Annotated in this window: 11 protein-coding genes; 3 read left to right on the forward strand and 8 right to left on the reverse strand. The window is 38.9% G+C overall.

Annotated features, from left to right (window positions below):
* Positions 1-35 precede the first annotated feature (35 nt).
* The 8 genes from GKS34_RS16605 to GKS34_RS16640 form a co-directional block, all read right to left on the reverse strand.
* The gene (locus GKS34_RS16605; protein ID WP_163386095.1) at positions 36-293 is read right to left on the reverse strand and encodes a hypothetical protein; all 258 of its coding nucleotides are present in this window, start codon (positions 291-293) and stop codon (positions 36-38) included.
* A 524-nt stretch (positions 294-817) separates the two neighbouring features.
* Complete coding sequence (locus GKS34_RS16610) at positions 818-1495, reverse strand: SOS response-associated peptidase (RefSeq protein ID WP_163386096.1); 678 nt, start codon at positions 1493-1495, stop codon at positions 818-820.
* 169 nt (positions 1496-1664) lie between these two features.
* Complete coding sequence (locus GKS34_RS16615) at positions 1665-2687, reverse strand: AraC family transcriptional regulator (RefSeq protein WP_163386097.1); 1023 nt, start codon at positions 2685-2687, stop codon at positions 1665-1667.
* Positions 2688-2769: 82 nt separating this feature from the next.
* Complete coding sequence (locus tag GKS34_RS16620) at positions 2770-5223, reverse strand: ThuA domain-containing protein (RefSeq protein WP_163386098.1); 2454 nt, start codon at positions 5221-5223, stop codon at positions 2770-2772.
* A 58-nt stretch (positions 5224-5281) separates the two neighbouring features.
* Positions 5282-6130 (reverse strand): sugar phosphate isomerase/epimerase family protein, encoded by an 849-nt coding sequence (locus GKS34_RS16625; protein ID WP_205602091.1) that lies wholly within the window; start codon positions 6128-6130, stop codon positions 5282-5284.
* A 100-nt stretch (positions 6131-6230) separates the two neighbouring features.
* Entirely contained in the window at positions 6231-7961 is a 1731-nt protein-coding gene (locus GKS34_RS16630; protein ID WP_163386099.1) for a RagB/SusD family nutrient uptake outer membrane protein, read from the reverse strand.
* A gap of 15 nt (positions 7962-7976) precedes the next feature.
* Positions 7977-11237: a SusC/RagA family TonB-linked outer membrane protein gene (locus GKS34_RS16635; RefSeq protein ID WP_163386100.1), complete on the reverse strand. Its 3261-nt coding sequence runs from the start codon at positions 11235-11237 to the stop codon at positions 7977-7979.
* A gap of 605 nt (positions 11238-11842) precedes the next feature.
* On the reverse strand, positions 11843-13144 hold the full coding sequence (locus tag GKS34_RS16640; RefSeq protein WP_163386101.1) for a hypothetical protein: 1302 nt from the start codon (positions 13142-13144) through the stop codon (positions 11843-11845).
* Positions 13145-13709: 565 nt separating this feature from the next.
* Between GKS34_RS16640 and GKS34_RS23300 the strand changes: the two genes are divergently transcribed.
* Genes GKS34_RS23300 through GKS34_RS16650 form a run of 3 tightly spaced genes read left to right on the forward strand, consistent with a single transcriptional unit; the run spans position 13710 to position 17829 of the window.
* Positions 13710-14813, forward strand: a complete 1104-nt coding sequence (locus GKS34_RS23300; protein WP_205602092.1) for a DEAD/DEAH box helicase — start codon at positions 13710-13712, stop codon at positions 14811-14813.
* Positions 14764-16605, forward strand: coding sequence for a helicase-related protein (locus GKS34_RS23305; RefSeq protein WP_205602093.1), 1842 nt, complete (start codon positions 14764-14766; stop codon positions 16603-16605). Before GKS34_RS23300 ends, GKS34_RS23305 begins: the two co-directional genes overlap by 50 nt.
* A gap of 9 nt (positions 16606-16614) precedes the next feature.
* Positions 16615-17829 (forward strand): protein NO VEIN domain-containing protein, encoded by a 1215-nt coding sequence (locus tag GKS34_RS16650; protein ID WP_163386102.1) that lies wholly within the window; start codon positions 16615-16617, stop codon positions 17827-17829.
* The last annotated feature ends 89 nt before the right edge of the window (positions 17830-17918 follow it).

Here is a 17918-nt window from a genome sequence, read left to right on the forward strand (position 1 = left end):
TCTGAAAAGAAAGAAAAGCCCCGGAGGGCTCTTTGTCAAGGTTTCGATTTCTTAGACCTCCCCCCTTTCGGTGCAACTACTTTTTTGCTGATATAGGCCGTATGGGTTTTCCCATATTGATCCGGCTCTTTCAGGGAGGCGACTTCAAATACCAGGTATTCCTTGCCGTCGTAGTCGACCATATGGTCTTTTAGAACTTCCTCCAATGTTTCTTTGGAGATGGATACCCTGATGATGTTTAGGTCCTTTACCTGGGTTCCTTTGCCGATGTAAGTTTTTTTAAATTGTGACATGACTTTAACTGTTAAAGGTTTGAAATTTGATTATGCCCAAGAGAACGGGGGCTGCCAGGGGCACCCAAGCCAAGGGCCGGGCAAAAAAATGGTGGAAGGCTTCCTCCGGAAATCCCTATTTTTTTTGTCGGGCGAAGCGTATCCTTGGCGGGTGTACCGCTGCCCCTATCTTTGCATGGATCATAATTCACAACCGGGAACAGGATCGATCATGGTATTGGAAAAGCTGGAATAAAAAGGAATCAAGTAATGGTCTTTAGCACTAAAAGGGTTTATCCAGCTGTAGAGAACAGGGGAATTTGAGGGACAAGGACGAACGGCTATTAAAGATTATGAAATTTGAAGTTACCACGGAAAGTATGAAAAGGTGAAATAGGAATACCCCATCCAGCTTCTATAGAAAAACTGTCTATAAGTGCATAGAGGCCTAATTTTTCTATTCCGAAACCGGATCCAGAATACCAGGGTGATTGTTTCCGGGTTTGTTGACCTCCTTGGATATTTAATGTGTTTTTAATTGTTTCTTAATGGTCACATTGAATCTCGCATGGATTATAATCATTCCACTTTTTGTTGCTTGCGTCATGCTCGATTTCATATGCCTCCATGGAATCAGCAGGGTAAGCGTTCAACAATTTTAACAAATCTTTGGGGTTTTGATCGGGATCCAACCATAATTTTTCCTCTTCCCTTGTCAAAATCACTGGCATTCGGTCATGGATTTTTTCCATCAATTTATTCGGGGAGGTGGTGATTATGGAGTATGAATTATAAATTTCCCCATCAGGATCCTTCCAACTCGACCAAAGCCCGGCGAAAAAAAAGACCTCACGATCGGCAAGTAAAATCCGAAATGGCTGCTTTTCCTTGCCCTCCTTTTTCCATTCAAAAAAACTGTCAGCAAGGACCAGGCACCTTTTATTATTTACCACAAGGGGTTTAAAGGAGGGTTTTTCAAGCAGGGTTTCCGAGCGGGCATTGATCATTTTATATCCAACCTTTTTGTCCTTCGCCCAGTGTGGCACCAAACCGAAATGAAAGACATCCATCAGATCAGGTTCATCAGATGTTACTACCGGGGCCAATTGTGAAGGAGCAATATTGAAGGATGGCTTCCAGTTTTTGGCCTTTTCGGACAACCTCAATTTCATTTGGTCCTCAATTTTCTTTAGGTCATTTTTTTCGGAATATCTGCCACACATGGTTTCCGGTTTATGGTAAGCATTCAATTTACAAATAATAGGGGTACCTATTTAACTTCTCTCCTGAAATTTGGCTAAGGGATAGCAATGGAAATCCTTTTTTTGGGCAGGCAGTGCAGGAGGAAAAAGATTGGAATGGAAACGGTAGCCCAACTTATATGATAAGCTTTTATCTTTCCGTTTCCCATACCATCAACCTGAATTCTTTGGGAGTGCATTTATACATTTTCCTAAAAGCAGTTGCAAAATACTGACTGCTGGAAAATCCACATTCATAACATATATCAGCTATGTTTTTATCATTATCATTTCTTAACAATTCAGCAGCTGCCTCTAATCTAATACTATTTAAATAATTAATAGGCGGTAGATTCGTCAACTGTTTACTATATTTTGTCAAACTGGTAATTCCCAGTCCACAATGAACAGCCATTGTCTCTAATGTCCAGGGGCGATCATAATCATTCTTTAAATCCTCAAAAAACAACTCTGCCGTTCGGAGATTATCGGTCAAGGTACCATCCAACTTTATTTCTTCTTTTTCATTGTTAAACATTTCAAGTACCAACAATAATAGCTCGTTGATTAATAAATTAAGTTTAGAATGAGGTATTTTATATTTTGACTCCTCTAGACAGGCCCCGATTTTTTGAAAGCATTGGTGAATTTTGTTATCTGCCATCCAAACAGCTTTTTCATTTTGTCTTAAAATTTTTGTAAGCATATTCAAGTCTTCTTGCGCAAGCATTACCCAATCAGGCCATTCCCAATTTTGATGGGGTTGCCTAACCCCAACATCAATAATCAACCAGTACAATTTACCTATTTCCACATTTGGATTTCCTACTTTATGTGGCTGCCAGGGCCTGGTTATGGTTAAATCTCCTGATTTTAAGAAATATTCCTTCTTGCCCAAGGAAAAATCTAAATGTCCTGAAGACAAAAAGGTGAATTCAATCCCTTCGTTTCGATGCCATCCTAGTCCCCAGGTTTGTCTAATTTTTGCATCCCAAAAACCCAGGCTGTTGACCCCTGGCAACACCCTGTCTGGAAGCTCTTCACCTGGATAATTAAACCTTTTAAGGCCGGCAAACTTTATTTTCCCATTTTTAAAAGCCTTTATTAATGGATCGCAAGAATCTGGGTGATAGATTTTATCCAATTCTCTGTATTTTGGGATTTTTGTTTGCATTTGGTTATTGTATCTTGGAAATGACAAATCATTCTAAAATCTATCCAGGAGAAATAATTTTAGATAATCTGAACTTCATCGTTTATTTCTTTATCTCGGGCAAATTGCTTTTTAAGCTTAGAATATACTTTACCATTTCTTTAGCCTCTTCTTTTGTGTGCTGTGGATGCGCACTCATAAGGTTTTCACCCCACACACCTGCACCACCATTAATTATTTTATCGGCCAACATATCTATAATATCAGGTTCTGGTTTATAACGTATCGCAATTTCTATATAGGAAGGGCCTACTAATTTTTGGTCAACTGCATGACAAGCTTTGCAATCACTTTTTGAAATTAGAAAATTTCCCGACTTTTCATTTATATTAACCTGCTCTGAATTATTGGGAATTACTTTTTTTTCTAACTTGTTTTTTTCCAAATTTTCAGAATAAACCTCCGGAAGTGTCTCATTGAATTCCAGCCGACTAAGCCTCGCGTTTGTATTTGGGGCATACCAAACTTTTCCATATTCCAATATATACAAAGCCCCATCAGGCCCCAATTCCATGTCAATAATTTTTTCAAAATCAGTGGAAGGCATAAAAGGTTCCATAGCTGAATAATTGCCTTGATTATCCATTCTCACAACCATGATCCAATTTCGAATCCAATCATAGATAAAAAGGCTTGAGTCATAATATTCAGGTAACTTAATATTAGATTTTAGGTCAGGATCGAAATGATATACAGGGCCAGCCATAGCTGTTCGACCACCTTGTCCCAAAAGAGGAAACTGCTCAGTTCTAACATAAGGATAATAAATAAAAGCCCCTTTGGCCGGGGGTAATATTTTAGCTCCCGTATTTCGTGGGGAATTATTAATTGGTGCCTGAACATCGAAGATTTTACCAATTTTTCCATTACTAAAATTTATGTGGGCGTAGGGAAGGTTATTTCCAACAAAGTATGGCCATCCAAAATTGCCTGCTTCCCGAGCCTGATTTATTTCATCATACCCACGTGGCCCCTGAATGCTGTCCTTACCGGCATCTGGTCCTACATCCCCCCAATACAGCCATGAATTTTTCGGATCGACGGATATACGGAAAGAATTTCGTGTACCCATTACATAGATTTCTGGACTACCTTGACTACTATCCTTAAAAAGATTACCCTCAGGTATGGTATAACTGCCATCCTTTTCTGGATGGATTCTTAAAATCTTTCCTCTCAAATCTTTAGTATTCCCCGATGAGCGTTGAGCATCAAAATCTATTCTTCCCGGCCGCTCATCTATTGGAGCGTAACCTTTTGAGTCTCCAAATGGGTTAGTGTTATCTCCAGTGGCAATAAAAAGATTTCCTTCAGGACCAAAAGACAATGATCCACCAGTATGATTGCTTACCGAATACTCCTCGTGAATTTTGAGAAGTATTTTTTCCGACTCAAAGTTTATTAACTCTTCTCCATTTAAGGTAAAACGGGAAAGGTGATAGTTGAATGCATTATTAGGGGCTGAATAAAAAACATAAATCCATTTGTTATCTTCAAAATCAGGATCAAGGGTAAGGCCCAATAGGCCGTCCTCGTAACGATGATAAACTGGAATAGTTCCGACAACCTTTACCTCTTTCGTCTTTTGATTGTAAACCCGTATTCTACCCTTCCTTTCAATATAAAAAATACGACCATCCTTAGCAACCGCCAGCTCCATTGGCTCCTCCACATAAGAGCTGTCCAATAAAATGTTCCTGTGAAACTGCACTTCTTCTGGGGCTGGCAAAATCGTGGCCTTTCCATAATCTAAAGGTGAATTGTCTCCTATTACATAATCCAATCCAGCTAAAATATGGGATATAAAAGTACTGTCTCTGTATGCTTCTGGCCTATGTCCCAAGGCAGTGTAAAAAGATCTTCCTCCTTCGAATTCCTGACACCAAAAAATTGGGTGGTTGTCGCCGTGTTTTCCTCCCTGGAAGGAACTTTCGTTTACCTTCGCTAAAATTTTAATATCAGGACTTATGGATTCGAAATTATACCACTCCTCTGTATGCTCCCATGGAAAAGGAAGGTCCCTGTTGGCTGGGTGATCTTTTTCAGTTACATAAATATCTCCTGTTTGAATCTCAGATGGATGACTTTCAAAGCGTGCACCTAACAATTTACCATACCACGGCCAAGTGTATTCTGCTCCGCTGGCCCCATGGACCCCCAAAAAACCACCGCCAGCTTGTACATATCGCTGCAAAGCCGCCTGTTGAGCATGGTCTAAGATGTCCCCTGTAGTACTAAGGAATACTATTGCACTATATTTTTGCAACGAATCATCATTAAAAAAAGCTGCGTCCTCAGTAGTATCTACCTTAAACCGTTTTTCAGCTTCCAATTTTAAAAACATTTCCCTTCCATTTTCAATGGAGGCGTGCCGGAATTCAACCGTTTTGGAGAAAATTAAAATGTGTTTTTCTCTCTCACTTTCTTGTTTGCAAGAGAATATGGCGGTTATAAGCACTAATGTCGATAAAAACAAGTTACGATGTAATAGATCCATATGGGTTAAAGTATATAAAGGCAGCCGACCAACCAGTCAGCTGCTTTTTCAGATTGAATTATTCAGCTCCTAAAGCTTTCAAATAATTATAACTTTCTAGCACTGCCTCCTCTCCAGCAACCTCTAGGGTTGAATAGCCATCGAATCCAGCTTTGACGAGTTCTTCATAAATATTCTCTATACCTACTACACCTTTACCTAATGGAATTAGAGCCATGCCGCAACCGAAAATTTTTCCTCTTTCCTCCATATATTCCTCAGGAAGATCTTTCCAGTGTACATGCTCAATTTTACTCCCTAGCTTATGAATCATTTCAACTGGATCTCCTCCGCCTAACCACATGTTTCCGGTATCAAGATTGATCCCCAAGGCATCGGAATTACAGGCATCAATAATTTTTTCCATGGTAGACACAGAATCAGTAAGGTGCCCATGAGGTTCCAATAAGATCTTCACCCCATAATCCTGGGCCATTCGCAAAGGTTCATGAAGCTTTTCACGCATTAAAAATATACCCTCGTCCGTTGTTAGACTCTTTCCGAACTCTGTATGGGTATCTCCCTCGGTAGTAATTACATGTTTCACACCAATAGAAGCTGCCATTCTTATAGCCTTCACAATTTGGGAGGTACCATAGCGCCATGGAGCCGAAGGATCTAACAAAGTAGCATGGGCACAAACGCTGGTGATGGTTATGCCATTGGATTCAAATAACCGTTTTAAATCAAAAGCATTTGCGTCAAGGCTTGCCACGGCATTGAAGCCGAAATGAGAGCCCAAACATGCCCCATCAGCATTGTCAGTGATATCAGCATAATTAAAGCCCCATTCTTTTATTTGTTTAACCTGCTTATCTAAAGTTTGGAATGGGTTAATAAGGGCAAAGCATCCAATTTTAATAGCCATAAGGTATATTTTTAAGTTGAACTAAATATTTACTAGTTTTTTAAGAAGCACCAGTTGGGAATTTTGAACTTAAAATTCAATATGATATTCTAAATCAAATTTATCTTTCCCAACCAACATTCTGAATAAGAAGGCCATCCGAAAGATTTATTTCATCCCATGGAATTTGCTGCAATCCAGAAGTTTTTTGAACATTTTCCCCATCTACGATGATATTAGTGCTCCCATATATATTAGGCCCGTCTTTAACTACTATTCCTGGTGCTGGAATAGTAAGAATTTGCGCAGCTTCCTCAACCCCTTGCCTTAATACATCAAAGTAACGGATCCCTTCACCAAAGAACTCTAAATGGCGTTCATGCATTATATTTTCGTAAGTAGGGGTTAATGGATTAGCATCGACATACGATTGTCCGTAAGCACGAACGCGGACGGCATCAAGATTTGCCTGGGCATCAATACCCATTTCTGCAGCCATCAACAAGACATCCGCATACCTAATAAGAATATAGTCTTGGTACCAAGAATTCGGCCACCCCCCTCCACCTCTACGCGTACCATCTTGTAATCCAGGTTCAGCATTAAGGGGAATGTATTTTTTATAATAAAAGCCGGTAAAGGAGCGCTGATCCTTTGTACTCCATAAATTGTAACCTTCCTCTCCTCTTTCAAGAAGAAGATTCAACAAAGAAGCGCTTCTACGAGTATCATTGGGGTCAAACAAATCCCATCCTTTTGCAAGTGGAAGCCCGATTCCCCAACCAGTACCATATACAATATCAGAATTCACCTGTCTAGGTCCTATCCATTTTGAAAAGCCATTATGATTTCCATTGAGATAAGTGGTTTTCATTGACATGATTACTTCGGGATTATTTTCCCCCACATAGCCTGGGAAATTGGGATCGAGTCTCTGTGCCTCTACTGATCCTGTTATCCACAAGGATTGGAAATTAGGAATCAAGGAGAACCCTCCATTATTAATGATGTCCGTTAGATATCCTTTTATCTCATTTTCTGATAAGACTTCATTAATTTTCGATATTAACCCCATTTTATCCACTGATCCTTTGCCAATGCCTAGAGGAATTTCCTGACCGGTTTTACCATAATATCCGGTGGCAAACAAATAAACACGCGCTGCCAAAGCTTTTGCAGCCCATTCAGACATTCTACCAGTAGAAGTTTCTGGAGAATATCCCCCCTTATTTAATAAATTTGCTGCATCTTCCAAATCCTGCAAAATCTGAACGTATATCAAACTTGGATCAGCTTGTGGCTCATTCGCAGGGTTTTCAGTGTTTTCAGTGATTAATGGAATATTGCCATGACGACGAACCATGCAGAAATAGATGTAGGCCCTTAATACCTTTGCTTCTCCTTCGGCCATTTCTCTGGTTAAGTTTTCACCGCCACTCATATCCGTCCAATCAATTAAATCTAATTTACTCAATAAAGTATTGATTCGGTTGATTGCAACCCAAGCAGCATTATAATGAGCCTTATATATATTTAATGATGAAGGGTTGACATTTATATCAAAACGGTCTACTGCATCAGCCTCCAAATTTATCCCAATAGCAGAACCTGCCACTCCGTCATCGCCCAAAATTTCAGCAGTGGTGTATTCTGCCCACCAAGAATAGGATGTGTTATCGTAATCCAGAAAACCTGCATAACAGCCTATGAGAGCTTGGTAAGCATCTTGTTGTGTTTTAAAAAAGAAAGGTTCCGTTTTTTCAGTCAAGGGTTCTGTATTTAAAAATTCATCGCTACATCCGGTTTGTAATAAAATAATCAATAAAACGAGAAATATTTTTATAGTTTTCATAGCAATTGTAAATGTTTAAAGTTTTATATTAACACCTATCATAATTGTCCGTGGGTTAGGGACAAACCCATTATCCTGACCAATCTGATAACCTGTTCCACTTCCTATTTCTGGATCCATACCATTATATTTAGTGAAGGTATAGGCATTTAAAACTGCAGCATAAAATCTTAACTGGCTAAGAGGGTGAGCAGTAAAAGTTTTAGCAACATCCCAACTTAGGGTGATATTATTCAATCTGAGGAAATCAGCCTGATAAACATATATATCTGAATTATTTGTCCAATTGGTATTTGCTTTATCCAAACGTGGATAATGATTGGATGTACCTTCTCCGTGCCATCTCCCAAGAGCTTCGGATGTATAACTGGGGAAATATCTCGCATAATTATAATATGACTGTACAACCTGGACACCAGCCACTCCATTTGCATTTACCATTAAACTAAAGGCTTGTTTATAATTTAAATTTAAATTGAAGCCGTAAACCAAATCAGGAAAAGGATCTCCAACATTTATGCGGTCATCATCATTAATAACACCGTCATTATTTTGATCAACGTATCTCAAATCACCAGGTAGAGCACTAGGCTGAATCCTAATACCATCTATTGAATAATTTTCAATTTCATTGGTATTTTGGAATATTCCGTCAGTTTCCAGCATCCAATAATACCCTAATGGGTAGCCGGTTTGTGTCCGATAATATTCCTGTGAATTATCCCACAAAGCCCCCCCAGGCCCGTGAATTATATCGTTAGGTACATCTGTAACTATATTTTTATTATATGCGCCGTTTATATTTAAACTTAAATCAAAATCACCTAAATTCTCAAAATATCCTAATGCAAGTTCTACTCCCTCATTATTGACATTACCTCCATTTATCCATGGGGGAGATAACCCAAGAACACTTTGGGTTGGTGGAGAAAGTAACCAACCTTTGGTTGCTTTGTGGTAATAGTCTAAATTTACATTGGCCTTTCCTCCAAACAAGTATGCATCAAAACCAATATTGGTTTGTTCTGATTTCTCCCATTGTAAATCAGGATTTGACATTCGGTTCAAGGCGGCTCCTGGGGCAAGAAACCCATTTTCTTGAGTTCCTAAAGAGTAGGAGTAATTGGAATTAACCGTGGCCAGATATCTAAATGGTGGAATATTTTGGTTTCCATTTTGTCCCCAACTTCCCCTAAATTTTAAAGAAGTTAACCATGACTTTGAGGATTCCATAAAGGGCTCATCAGAAATAACCCAACCTGCTGAAAATGACGGGAAATATCCTCTTCGATTTTCTTCTGAAAAATTTGAAGAACCATCCGAACGTAAGGTCGCACTAAACAGATACTTTTCATTAAAATTATAATTGATACGACCAAAATAGGACAACAATTTATGTTCAGTAGGATATCCATCCATACTCATTAGACCCTCATTACTTTTTCCCAATGCATTATCAATGAACGCATATTTATACTCCTGAAAAATTAAATTCTTATTTCCAGCACTGAGAAAAATACCATTGGTTTCCTGTGCCTCAGAACCAATAACCATATCAAAAACATGGTTATTAAGGTTCAATACATAAGATGCTGTATTAGTAATTACCCACCGCGTGCGGTTATTATTGCTTTGGATGACCTCATCGAATGGACGAACTGATGGATTCGCAAATTGACCTAAAGGCGGAAGAGTGGGTATATAACTTCTAAAATTTGAAGTTTCATATACTGTCCCGATACTAGATCTAATCTTAAGTCCTTCGATTGGTTGTAATTCCGCATAAAAATTACCTAAAATCTTTACAGTATTATTTTTCTGTTGGTTATTAAGGACATACATCGCATATGGATTTGACAAAGAACCTCCTCCAAAATCCGCCAATAAACCGGTAGAGTTATCAACGAAATTACCGTTGGAATCCCTATTCCCCAAGATAGGTGGCATTGAGAGTGCTTGATTAACATAATTGCCACCACGACCATCTTGATGAGCTCCTTGTAGGTCGACATGCGTAACAGTTAAATTCTCTCCGATTTTCAAGATATTATCATAAAAATCATGTTCAGAATTTATCCTGAAAGTGAAACGTTTTAAATTATTCTGTGAGGTACCTCCAAAAATCCCACCTTGCTCAGTAAAAGTAAGCCCTGTTGAATAAACAGATTGGTCTGTACCACCTGAAAATCCTAATGAGTAATTTTGAGTAGGAACATTTTCTTCAAACAAGAGGCCAATCCAGTCAGTCCCTTCCCCCATAGAATTTACTTCTTCCATTCGTTGTCCTTGAAAAAATGGCGCATCCCCCGAATTTTCGAATTTTTCATTCATGAGCATAGCATATTCCGGAGCATTCAAAAGATCTGGCTTCTTTGCCAAACTCTGCCACCCGTAATATGCATCAAAAGTAATTTGCTTGTTTCCAGCTGTTCCCTGTTTAGTGGTGATTAAAACTACACCATTGGATGCTCTGGATCCGTAAATAGCCGCAGACGCGGCATCTTTTAATACATCAATGGATTCAATTTCAGTGCTATTAAGATATTCAATGCTTTCAGTTTGGACACCATCAACAATATATAGCGGACTGCCACTTCCAATCGTCCCCATGCCTCGGATATATATCTTTGATTCTGACCCTGGCTGGCCACCATTTTGAGTTATCGTTACTCCTGGTGCCATACCCTGTAAGGCGTTTAATGGGCTTGTAAGTAAACGGTCGGCTAAATCAGATCCCCTAACTTGAGAAGTAGCTCCTGTTAGTAGTTTCTTTTGAAGAGTCCCATATCCAACTACTACCACTTCATCTAATGAAGTCATGTCCTCATTTAATATGGTATTAATTATACTCTGATCACCAACGGGAATTTGCTGAGTTTCAAAACCAATAAATGAAAACACCAATGTAGCACCTTCCGGGACAGTTATGGAATATGTTCCATCCAAGTCTGTTATAGTTCCTGTACTTGTACCTGGGACAGACACCGTCACTCCAGGTATTGGTTCACCATTAGAATCTGTCACTTTCCCGGATATAATAACATCCAAATTTTGGTCAACCTCAATAACTTTTGGTTGTTTTTGAAATATGATGGCTTTCAAAATTTCTATGTCCTTTACATGGACATTATTAAAATGAATGTAGTTTGCAAAACCTCCTTCGAGGTTTTCAGTGCCCTTCTCTGAAAGGATTATTTCATTAGCATTAACATTTCCTAAACCACATAAGGCAAGTGTGAGCGTCAGAAAATAGATTTTTGTTTTTTTGGGTTCCATAGCTAATATTTAATTTTATAATATCATTTATTTCATTTCTTTATTCTATATTTATTAGATTTTAACATATATTTTATTACAAAAATCAATATAGGAAGTAAAATTTACAATTATGTTTAAATTTCATCGGCGAAATATATTGAACAAAAACTTTTAATTCTTGAGTTACCCATAATCCAGGTCCTGAGGAAATTGAACCGTTTGAGAAGGAAAACTTTAATTTTAAAAAATCAATCTTCGATCGGCAGTTAACCTGGTATGATTTAATTGATGATGTAAGTAGGCTTAGGGATAGCAATGAAAATCCTTTTTTTAGGCCGGTGGTGCAGGAGGAAAAAGATTGGAATGAAGCGAAGCGGTAGCCCGACCCAAAGGGGGAGCCCCAAAAAGCAACCTGATATTGGACTTCAGAGTAGTTCTTGCGTAAACCGGATTGCTTTATAATTCTGTTATTGGCATCAAAAATTACTCCACCCTCATTGCCCTAAAGCATTCAAAATCTTCACTGGTTAATGGCCGGAGTTCTTCACTGGATAAGGAAATGGGAAATTCCAGTCACCGCTCCAAAAACTCCATGCAGGCAGAAAAAAAATCGTCATCCCCTCTTAGTCTAAAGCATCTTTTAAACCTCGTTTCCAAAAAGCGATATCAACTTCACCTTTACCAACTCCGTTGTGAACCACAACTTGAAATATTGATTCGTCTGCTTGATTCCTGTAGTTACGCCTCTTTAGTTCATACAACTTCTTCAATTCTTCGTTTACCAAATAAAAATGATTATCTTCTCCATGTTCTGACGGGAATTTCCAGATATAGGTGGCATTTGAGTTTAGCAGCTCCAAAATGTAGTGGGATTTGTTTTTGCCAATATGTGAAAATAAAAACCCAAAATTTGGCAGGAATGTGAATTGAATTTTGAATTGAACACTTTGGACCTTATCGGCTAGATAGCGTAGATGCTTTGCATTTCTAATGCCGTCGTTCTTCAAAAGAATGTCAAGAATATCATTTTCGGATTGACCAAACAAATTTCCCCCAAAATCTTCCAAATCCGCTTCTTGAAATAACTCATCTAAAGAAAAAAGGAAATCGTCTTGACTATTTGGAGTGATCTTAGAGGCAAGGTTTGTTACCCTTTCAAGTTGGATGGCTTCGATTAATTCATTATTTATCAGCTCCACTTCCTTTGATTCAGCTTTTAAAACGGTGATTTCATTTGTATCAAGTTTTATTTCAGCAAAAACCGTTATACCCTCTATTTTTAACTTTTTCTTGAACCATCCTTTAATTAAATTAAACTCTTTTAAAAGGAGCGGATTTCCAATAAAAAATTCCACTTCCTCTTGTACCTCATCAAGTATTGATTTCTTGAAGCGAACGCCACCTTCTATGATTTCGAATTCATCGAAACTAACAACGAAGTTCCTTTTAATAATTATTGCCTTATGAATGCTATCAAACTGGGAGGGTCCTATTCCCGTTTGCATGTTAGTATTTTTTGAAAATTGCGCCTCTATAAATTTATTCCGAGCATTTTCCGGTCTGCTATTTTCTGAAGGCCTACCTCCAACTTCAATTCCACATAAGGTATTCAAATCCTTTGCTTTATAGGAACTTAAAATAGGTTCAAATTTTTCCTTCTCAAATTTTTCAAATTCTATCTTTGCAATAGCATATTCTGAGCCTGGCTGCGTGGTATCGAAGTTTCCATGTTCCGAGTCAAAATCTATAACTTTAATAAATAATATTCCATCTATAAATTTTACTACTTCGGTTACCCAAAAGAGCACCTCTTTTCTGAATAAAATCTCCTTGCCAAAAAGATTGGTGTGCTTAATTCCAATTGATAGTTCATTGGTTAGAAAAATCTCTTCTTTGGTGACTTTAAGCATTAATTTTTTTGACATATTCCTTCCTTTTGTTTACATGGCTGTTGGCAGTGGTTTACGGCACTCCAGCTTTGGTATAGTAAGAATCCCCAAAATTGGCAACGATTATACACCACCAAGGATCCCGAGAAGCATCATTTTAGCGAATTATAAACTAATTTGCCAGTCTACCAAGAACTTGGTATTTTGAATTTGTAATTGAACAAAATTAAAATTTTTTCCAGGATTTACTACTTAGCTGCGTTACCCCCACTCCTCCACCAGAAATCCCGAAGTCGAAGAACTAATTGTGTTATTTTAAAAAACCCATGCACAAATATCCAGGTTTCGCCATCTTCGTTAACTAAGATTAAATCATCTAGGCCAAAAACCCTTTAAACATTAAATGGAATCAAACTTGTGTCGTCTAGTACATCTAGAACAAAAAACAATGGAAAAATCCCAAAAATTCGATCTGTTCGATAAGGATACAAAGAATCAATAAAATTTAGTTTTTCTTTTCAACATTAAAGGTTTAATTTAAGCCGTAAGTTTTTTATTTTTAGCTGCTTTTAGAACTATTTTAGTAAAACAAATTTTGAGAATGGGTGAAGCACTTCAGCAACAATTTGCTCCTGGGGCTAGAATTAGTACAAGAGGAGAAGATTTTTTAATTACGAAAATCACTGAGAATTATGATGGTTCTTCCATTTTGGACGTAGAAGGCATTAGTGAGTTGGTGAAGGGAAAGAGCTATAAATTCGACACCAAACTGGATGTTGATATACGGGTGCTGGATCCAGCCAAAACGAATTTGGTAGCCGACACGGACTTTGGATACAGGAGAACAAAACTTTTTTTGGAAACCCAGCTGAGAAACAGTACGCACTATGGCAACAAAATCCATGTTGCTCATAAAGCCGCATTCAACCTTTCAGACTACCAGCTAGACCCTACCATAAAAGCTTTTAAACTACCCCGTCCAAGACTCTTAATTGCAGACGGCGTTGGATTGGGCAAGACCATAGAGGTGGGAATATTCCTGGCGGAAATGATCAAAAGAGGAAAAGGCAAACGAATCATGGTATTAGCCTTAAAATCCATCTTGGGTCAATTCCAACAGGAAATCTGGAACCGTTTTGCGATTCCTTTGGTGCGATTAGATTCCCATGGTATTGCTCAAATCAGGACAGAACTGCCGGCAAACAAAAATCCTTTCGAGTATTATGACAAGACCATCATTTCCATTGATACGCTGAAGAATAATGCCAAATTCCGGCATTTTATAGAAAAGTCAAGATGGGACGTTATAGTCATCGATGAGTGTCATACAGTTGCTAACAGCAGCAGTCAGCGTGGGGATTTGGCTCAATTCCTGGCCACTCGCTGTGAATCATTGGTGTTGACTTCGGCTACGCCCCACAATGGCAAAAAAGAAACTTTTGCCAACCTGATTCAGATGATCGAACCGACAGCCATTCCCAGGTCAGGCGATTATGATAAATCTGGTGTGGAACCCTATTATGTGCGCAGGTTTAAAAAGCATATTTTGGATGATCAGGTCAGGGCAAATTTTCAGGAAAGGAAGATCGTCCCTATCCACTGTCAGATTACAGAAAAGGAAGAAGAATTTCTCTCCAAGCAACAAAAAATCAAGTTTGAAGCGCTTCAGACTATTAATCTGGAAACTGAAAAAAAACCTCTTTGATGAAGGTGCCCGAAAAGAAAAGCGCGATTTACTCTTCTCCATTGGCTTGTTCAAAGCCTATATGTCCTCCCCACTTGCTGCTTTTCAAAGTATCTCCAGAAGGATAAACCGCATCAAAGAGGGTGGAAAAACTTCCAATAATGCAGAAGACAATATCCTGCTCTTGGAGGAGCTAAAAACTGACCTTCAATACATCATAGAAAACAAGAAAGATTCTAAGTACCAATCCTTTAAAGAAAAACTCATCGAATTGGGCTGGTCAGGAAGAACTAAAGATACACGCATTGTGGTTTTCGCCGAGCGAATAGACACGATCCATTACCTTTCTGAAAACCTGAAAAAAGATTTTGAACTCGATGACGATAGCCTAAAAACTTTTCACGGAGGGCTATCGGATATGGAACAGCAGAGTCTGGTAGAAGACTTTGGGAAAAAAGATTCCAAAATCAGAATTTTGCTTACTTCTGATGCTGGTTCGCAAGGTGTCAATCTCCATTTCTACTGCCATATCATGTTCAACTATGATATTCCCTGGTCGCTTATCACCCTGGAACAGCGAAATGGTAGGATTGACCGATATGGGCAGACAGAGACACCATTTATCCATTACCTGATTGCCAAATCAGATATGGAAGGGATAAAGACTGATTTTCATATCCTCGAAAATCTAACCAAAAAGGAAGAAGAAGTTTACAACAGCCTTGGGGATGCAGCGTCCGTCTTCAAACTCTATGACAGCAAATCGGAAGAAATCAAGGTAGAGGAGGCGATTATGGAGCAAAATGAAGATATTTTCTTTGGTTTTGCGCTGCCTGATGTTTCCGATGATGACCTTTTCGGAGGTGATTCGGATGTGACTACCAGTTTTGTTGAACCAGAACCCATTGTTCCAGAGCTTTCACTTTATGCCAGTGATGGGGACTATTACCAGGATTTAATCGAACAGTTGAAAGCAGAAAGGTTGATGGAATATGATGAAGCAGAATTTGTGGACGCCACCTATCTCGAAATCAAAAACACCAAAGAGCTAAACCGGGTGCTTTTCGACCTGCCCAAGGAGTCCAAACCGACCCTGAACGGAACCTACAGGCTTTCCTTGGACAAAAATACAGTTCAGAATGCCATTGTAGAGGCGAGGAAGCAAAAAGGTGAATGGGCAAAATTCCAAATCCTATATGACCTTCATCCAGTCATTCGATTCCTGATGACCAAACTGGAGGCTTCCGTGGATAAGGAAGTTGCTTTGGTGGCGAGACATGGAAAGATTCCTATCGGGACCGCCTGGTATGTGATCCATGGCCAGGTAAGCAATAATCTCGGCCAATCGGTGATCTCAGACTTCTTTGCCATTCCCATGAAAATTGCGGGCGGCCTTCATGAAAAGCCTGATTCGCTAAGGGATTTTATCCAAAGGTTTGCCATCGAACAGAATTTGCTGACCCAACAAATTGAGGAGGAACACTTAGAAAGTTTGAGGGCATTACTTCCAGATGTTATCGATTTCGCCAAGCTGATGCACATGGATCAGAAACAGCAAATCAAGCAATTGGAAATGGAGAAGCAGTTGGCAGTATATGTAGAAAAACTCAAAAATTGGGAAAAATCAGCGAAGGATCATTTGGAACTCACCTTCTCCGATGTACCTCAAACCGGATTTATCAAGCGGCGGATAGAAGACGAAGAGCGATATGTGGAAACCATTATCAGCCAATCCAGTCAGTACTTCAAGGATTTGAATTCGCTGAACAATGAAGCGCACCTCAAGGTGATTGCCGTGTTTTATAACCTTTAATTTTTTACAATGAACCCAAATCTGATCAAAAACTACATTTCTGAATACAAAAGGGAATTTAACCGAATCAACCAGGAAGAGCGATACAAATGGAAAGCCATCAAGCACTTTCAAGATCATTTTAACCTTGAGGCTGCAGACCTGGCCGCCAATATTGAATCCTCAATGGACGAGGCTAAAAACCTCCTGTCCTCAGGAAAATATTGGCCAAAACGAATGCTTCGAAAAAATGCAGAACTGGCTCCTGAAAGGACCCGGGATATGCTCCGAATCCTTTTTGACGAAGACTTCGACATTAGAGAGCGGATCGAAAATTTCAGATCTGATTTTAAGATTTTAAACCGGGAACATTTTGGGAACGACAATGATTATCAAGATCATCGGGCTATTTTGGTTTACCTCGTTCTTAAATATCCGGAAAGGTACTTTTTGTACAAATTCGGGATGTTTAAGGATTTCGCTGAAAAAGTAGCGTACCCATATTATCCGCGCCGAGGGAGGATCGAAAATATCGGGCACTATCTGGGCCTTTGTGAGCTTGTCAAAGCAGAAGTCCAAAAAGATCAAGAATTGCTCGCAATGCACGCCAGAAGATTAGACGATACCTGCTATCAGGATCCAAATCATCATGTATTGACCCAGGACTTTATTTATGCCGTAGTTAAGCACCTGAAAGAAACAGTCCAGAGAGAATCAAAACGCTCACTTGTGGGTTCGACTTCCATTTCCTATCTGAATAGTGAAGAGCTATCCGTCATGAAAAAGGAGCCCACTTTCAAAGGGGCCCTGATCAACTTTATCCAAAATGAAATTGAGAATAGGCGGACTGGCGATGCGGGAGAATTGTGGGTCGTCAATTTTGAAAAAGAGTATCTGATCGAAAAAGGACGGCCTGATCTGGCGAAAAAAATTAAACATTCATCAAGAGAAGAGGGTGATGGATTGGGCTATGATATCCGTTCATTTCATCCGGATGGGAAGCCAAAATTCATCGAAGTAAAAACCACTAAAGGAAATTTTGAATCGATATTCTACATCACCCGAAATGAGTTGGAATGTAGCAAAAGGTATCCAGAAAAATACTACCTCTATCGATTATTCCATTTTAAAGACAGCGTTTCTCCGGCAGAATTGAAAATAATTAGTGGAGATTTATCCTCGATTTGCCTGATGCCTGTTTCGTATCAGGTGAATTTTAATTCTAAAATTTCATTGAAGAAATGAGGGTAAAATTTTCCTCCTTTTTCCAGATGAGAGTAAAAAATCAATAAATTTACCCTTGTACCCAATACACATGTAAATTTTACCCTTGT

It is taken from the genome of Cyclobacterium jeungdonense (genome assembly GCF_010994275.1).
GTDB lineage: Bacteria > Bacteroidota > Bacteroidia > Cytophagales > Cyclobacteriaceae > Cyclobacterium > Cyclobacterium jeungdonense.